Origin of the sequence: Bradyrhizobium sp. UFLA01-814 (genome assembly GCF_046718885.1) — a bacterium.
GTDB classification, from domain to species: Bacteria; Pseudomonadota; Alphaproteobacteria; order Rhizobiales; family Xanthobacteraceae; genus Bradyrhizobium; species Bradyrhizobium elkanii.
In genome coordinates this window covers 1-5,582 of sequence record NZ_JAQOSR010000294.1, presented here as the reverse complement: position 1 = coordinate 5,582, position 5,582 = coordinate 1, and the positions used below count along the sequence as shown (strand labels likewise).

At 69.3% G+C, this 5,582-nt stretch carries 3 protein-coding genes; all 3 read right to left on the bottom strand.

Features of this window, described 5'->3' with window-relative positions; all coding sequences use genetic code 11:
- On the bottom strand, positions 1 to 1,548 hold a 1,548-nt coding region (locus PMN64_RS41660), incomplete at its 3' end, for a UvrD-helicase domain-containing protein (RefSeq protein WP_411784964.1).
- Positions 1,542 to 4,688: a double-strand break repair protein AddB gene (gene addB / locus PMN64_RS41655; protein ID WP_411784963.1), complete on the bottom strand. Its 3,147-nt coding sequence runs from the start codon at positions 4,686 to 4,688 to the stop codon at positions 1,542 to 1,544. The genes addB and PMN64_RS41660, both read right to left, overlap by 7 nt.
- An 80-nt stretch (positions 4,689 to 4,768) precedes the next feature.
- Positions 4,769 to 5,582, bottom strand: an 814-nt coding sequence (locus tag PMN64_RS41650; protein ID WP_411784962.1) for a LysR substrate-binding domain-containing protein, incomplete at its 5' end; no start/stop codon positions are given.

Here is a 5,582-nt window from a genome sequence, read left to right as displayed (position 1 = left end):
GTTCTCGACCGCATGGATGCTGCGGAAGATCTCCTGCTCGCGGAACACTTGGTCGACCGAGTGTAGGATCACCGGCCCCGAGCGGAACGAATAGGTGAACGATACCGGGTCGAATTTCAGCCCGGCTTCCTCGAACCGCCGCTTCAACTCGCGCCGACGCAGGTCGAATTCGCGCGGCGCCGCGCCCTGGAACGAGAAGATCGACTGCTTCTCGTCGCCGACCGCGAACACGGTGCGCACCAGGCCGTCGCGCGCGCCGGCACCGGAGGTGAATTCCGAGATGATGTGCGCGACGATGTCCCATTGCCGGGGGCTCGTATCCTGCGCCTCGTCGATCAGCACGTGATCGACGCCGCGGTCGAGCTTGTAATGCACCCAGCCCGAGGAGACGCGGTCGAGCATCGCCAGCGTCTTGTCGATCAAATCGTCATAGTCGAGCAGGCCACGCTCCAGCTTCTCGCGCCGGTAATGCGCGGCAGCCGCGGTCGCGATGTGGATCAGCGCCTCGGTGCGGTCGCGCGCGACCACGGCGCGGCGGCGCTCGATCAACGGACCGAGACGGTCGATCTCCGCCTCGAACCGATGGCCGGCGACCGAATTCTTCTTGATGAAATTGTTGGTGACAACAGACGCGCGCGGCGCGCGGTCGTCGGTGAGAAAGACGCCGAGATATTCGTCGACCTGGGCCGCACCGGTGAAGGTCAGCGCGGCTCGCAGTCGTTCGGCCTGCTTCTGATCCGCCTTGCTGCTGGTATCGAGGAGCGTGGCCATCTCCTTCCAGCTCGCGCGCGGCAGGTTCGGCCCGTCGACGATCTCGCGCTCGACCTCCTCGATGCGAATATCGGCGGAGACGCCGAGCGCGGCCGACATCTGCGCGGCGGCGGCCGCGGCGTTGCCGGCGGCGTCGGTCCAGGCCATGAAATGGTCGCGGCTGAGGCAGGCTTCGCGGACCACCTCCTTGAAAGTGACGTCGGCGGCATTTGCCATCGCCGTCCGCAGCGCGCGGCCGATCGGACTGTCGGGAATCCGCGACGCTTCGAGGAACACGGCGAGGTTGGCGCGCTCCATCATCTCGTTCTGGTCGCGGTCGTCGAGCACGGCGAAGCGCGCCGGCACATTGGCCTCGAACGGAAACTGCTGCAGCAGGCGGGTGCACAGCGCGTGGATGGTCTGCACCTTCAAGCCGCCCGGAGTCTCCAGCGCGCAGGCAAACAGTTTGCGCGCCTCGCGGCGGAGCGAAGCGGATGGATGCGCGATACCGGCCTCGCGGATCGCGGCATCGAGCGCGGCATCGTCCAGCGTCACCCAATGGCCGAGCGTCGTGAAGACGCGTTCGGCCATGTTGGCCGCGGCCGCCTTGGTGAAGGTGATGCAGAGGATCTTTTCCGGCGGCACGCCTGACAGCAGCAGGCGGATCACGCGCTGCACCAGCACATGCGTCTTGCCCGAGCCGGCATTGGCCGACACGAAGGTCGACGCCTTCGGATCGGACGCGCGCGCCTGCGCGTCGCGCACGGCAGGCGGGATGGGCCTGATCGCCTTCACCATTCCTCGATCCCCAGGCCGCCGGCGGCCGACCATTCCTTGATGCGTGCGAGGTCGTCATAGGCGCCGTAGCGGTTCGCCCACATCGAGAGGTTCAGCGAGGTGTAGGCCTGCTGCTCGTCGTCGAAGGCGCGGATCAGGGCTTCGAGCTTGCGCCGCGCGCTGTCGGCGGCCTCGTCGGGCGGCTGCGGCGTGTCGCTGGTCTTGATCTTCAGCTCCAGCGAACGCTGCTCGCCCGGCGGGTTGTTGCCGCTCAGCCTGACATAGACGAGGTCGCCGACCGAGGAGTCCGCTGGAATCTCGGCGAAGCCGCCCTCGCGCAGGATCGCGGCTTCCAGCGTCAGCTGCGGCGACAGGCCCATGCGCACCTGCTTGCCGGTCGGCGGCTGGCCGGTCTTGTAGTCGAGGATCGCAAAGCTGCCGTCGTCGCGCCGTTCGATCCGGTCGGCACGCGCCGAGAGGGTGAAGGTCCTGGCGTCGTCGAGCGGAATGCCGATCTCGCCGCGGATTTCGGCCTTGATCGCAGCAATATTGCCGCGCCGGGCCTGCTCCCATTCGGCAAACCATCCGGCGATGCGCTGGAAGCGCGGCCACCACAGCGCCCGCGCCTCGGGCCGCTCCATCAGCGGCGCAAAATATTTGGCCCCGATCTCGCGCAGCGTGCGCAGGGTGTCGGCGGGCAGCGCATCGGCATAGACCTGCGTGAACTCGCCGAGCGCCTCGTGAATCGCCGAGCCGCGATCGGCCGCCGACAGCGGCATGTCGACGGGGTCGAGCGGATCGAGCTTGAGGATGTAGCGCGCGTAGATCGTGTAGGGATCGCGCAGCCAGTCCTCGATCGCGGTGACGGACATTTTCAGCGGCCGTGCTTCGCGCGGCGGCCGCGGCTCCGGCCGCGGGATCGGCTCGACCTTGTCGGGCCGGTCGAGCTCGGCGGCATATTGCACGTAGATTTCGCCGGCCGATGTCGCGGCCTTCCAGCGCGCCTCGCCGGCAACCGCTTCGAGCCGGTGCAGGAACCGCGAGGCGACCGCCGGCGCGCCGCCGACCTTTGCGGCGTGGGTGAGGATCACCTCGTCATGGCCGAGCAGCTGCGCAAAGTCGTGCGCGGACAGGCCGATGCGCCGCTCGGGAAGATCGAGCCCGAGCTCGTGCCGCATCGGCCGGCTCAGCCAGGGATCGATCCGCGGCGCCGGCGGCCAGACGCCCTCGACCAGGCCGCCGAGGATGACGCGATCGGATTCGGTGAGGCGCGCTTCGAGCTGGCCGAAGATGTTGAGCTGCGCGCGCGCCGATTCCGGCCGCCGCACCATGCGGTCGGCGAACGCGGTCTGGAACACTTCGGGATAATCGGCGAGCGGCGTCATCAGCCCGCTCGGCGCCTGCTTGGCGAGCAGCTCGTCGAACGCGGACGCCAACGACGCACCGGCGCGCTCCTCGAACACGAGCGCAACGCCGTTCTGGTCGCCGGACAGCGTGATCAGCGCCTCGCGATGGCGCGCCGCCAACTCCGCGAAGTCGTAGGGCTTTGATGACGCCATGCCTTCGAGCGGCGCCAGCGCCGCCTGCAATCTGGCGATCAGGCCCTCGGCCTGGTTGAGCTCGTTGTCGCGCAGCCGGGCGCGCGGCTCCATGGCGTGCAGCGACGAGGTCTCGCCGCCGTGCAGCTTGACCAGCTCGGTCCGGAAGCGCGCGAAGTCGCGGGCGAGACCGCCGGTCCCGGCTTGCGGCCGCGTGCCGCGCAGCAGCGCGATCTCCAGCACTTCGATCGCGCGCCGCAGCGCGCCATGCGAACCGCCGAGCCGAAACAGCGGATGCTTGAGCAGCGCGAGCAGCGTCGGCGGCTCCAGCCCCTTGGCCGCGGCCTCCGCGGTGAGGCGGGCGAACACGCCGGCCGGCGTTTCCATCAGCGCGTCGCCGCCGGAATCGTCGAACTCGAGCTTCCAGCGCGTCAGCGACGCCATCACGCGGCGCGCCAGCGCGCGGTCCGGCGTCACCAGCGCGGCCGATTTGCCGAGATGCCGCGCCTCGCGCATCGCGACCGCGATCGCCAGCGCCTCCATTTCCGGATTGGGCGCTTCGACCACGGTGAGGTTGGCCATCCCGGCGGAAATCCGCGCCACGATCTCCGGCCGTTCCAGCCGGTCATGCCACTGCGCGGTCGCGGTCGAGGGACGCATCGTCTCCGACACCAGCACCTCGCGGCCGAGCGGCGCCGGCTCGGCAAGGCTCTCGACATCGCGGCGCTTGATGCCGAAGCGGTCGAGCAAAGCGTGCATCGCGAATTGCGGATGGTTCGACGAGGGCGGCGTGGTGAACCTGCCATCGTCGCCGCGCTCGCCGCCGATCGTGTCCCAGGAGTCCTCGTCGAGATCGGTGTCGAGTCCGGGCAGCACCACGGCGCCGTTCGGCAGCTTCGCCACCGCGTGCAGGAATTTCGCCGTCGCCGGCATCGAGCCGGTCGAACCGGCGGCGATCACCGGGCCCGTGGGATGCGCGGTCAGCCGCGCCGCTTCCGCCTCGATCAGCAGATCGCGGCGCGCCGCGGGCTCGATCCGGCCGATCTCCTTGAGGTAGTTCGGCCAGGCGTCGCGCGCGATGCGCAGGAAGTCGAGCGAGTGCTGCCAATATTTGTCGAGCTGGTCCGGCACCAGGCGGTCGAGCGCGCGCCAGTCGACGCCGCGCGTCACCATGTCGTCCATCAGCCGCGCCAGATCGCCGGCGAGTTGCAGCGTCGAGGCCGGGCCGCCGACCACCAGCGGCGCCGACACCGGCGTCTTCGCCCAGGCCGCAACCAGATGCGCCAGGGTCAGCCGGCGCTCGAGCTCGCCGAGCCTTGGCGGAATCTCCAACGGCGCGGCGCCGCCGACGTCCTCGCTTTGGTCGGCGAAGGCGAGTTCGTCCTCATCGATGTCGCCAAGCGCGACGATGCGCGGCAGCACGGCGGCGTCGGACTCGAGCACGTCGAGGAAGATTTCCCGCGCCAGCCGTCCGGCACGGCGGGTCGGCAGATACAGCGTGGCGTTGGCGAGCCTTGCCGGATCGCTCTGCGCCTCGAATCCCGCGACCAGCCGGCCATCGACCAGCGCCGAGATGACGGTGCGCAGGAACGGCGCAGAAACGGGAACACTGAAGACGCGCATGAGCTGCCTGATTCGAATCCGGCGCCAATATAGGGAGCGGCGGCCGTCGTTAGCCACCCCTGACGGAGAACCGTCACCGCTCAATATCGCAATCGGGCGGCGCAGCGATCGGCGGCATCCAGGAACCAGCGCAGCGCCGGATCCCGGGCGGCGCGGCTTGTATGGATCAGGTCGATCGCGAAGGCGGGGATGTCGATCGGCGGTGCGACGACGGCAATGTCGGCCAGATGCGTGAAGCGCCGGGCGACGCGCTCGGCCATCGTGGCGATCAGATCGGTGCCGGCCACGGCGAACGGAACGGCCACCACATGCGCAAGCGTCACCGCCACCCGTCGCTTCAGTCCATGGCGTGCCAGCAGCGCGTCGATCACGCTCGGCAGGCCGTCGCCGCCGGCCGCCGAGAACAGCGCGTGCGGCAGGGCCGCGTAATCTTTCAGATCGAGGCGCTCCGATCGGTTCGTGCGTGCATCGCGGACGCAGACAAAGCGTTCCTCGAATAGCCGGTGCCGGACGCAGCGCGGCGACTCCGGCAGGTGCCCGCCGATCAGCGCATCGAGTTCTCCGCGCTCCAGCTTCGCCAGCGCCACCGTCGCATCGGTAAGCGGGCGCACGGCAAGGTCAATGCCGGGCGCTTCGGTGCGCAGCAGCCGGGTCAATTCCGGCACCACAACGAGATCGCCGTAGTCGGTCGCGGCGATGGTGATGCGCCGTCGCGCGATGGCCGGATCGAAGCCCTGATCGGGCACCAACGCGCTCCGGATTTGCCGCAGCGCTTCGCCGATCGGCCCGGCCAACGCCAGCGCCTTTTCGGTCGGCTGCATGCCCGCGCCGGCACGCAGGAACAGTTCGTCGGCAAACAGCGCACGCAGCCGCCGCAACGCGCTGCTCATGGAC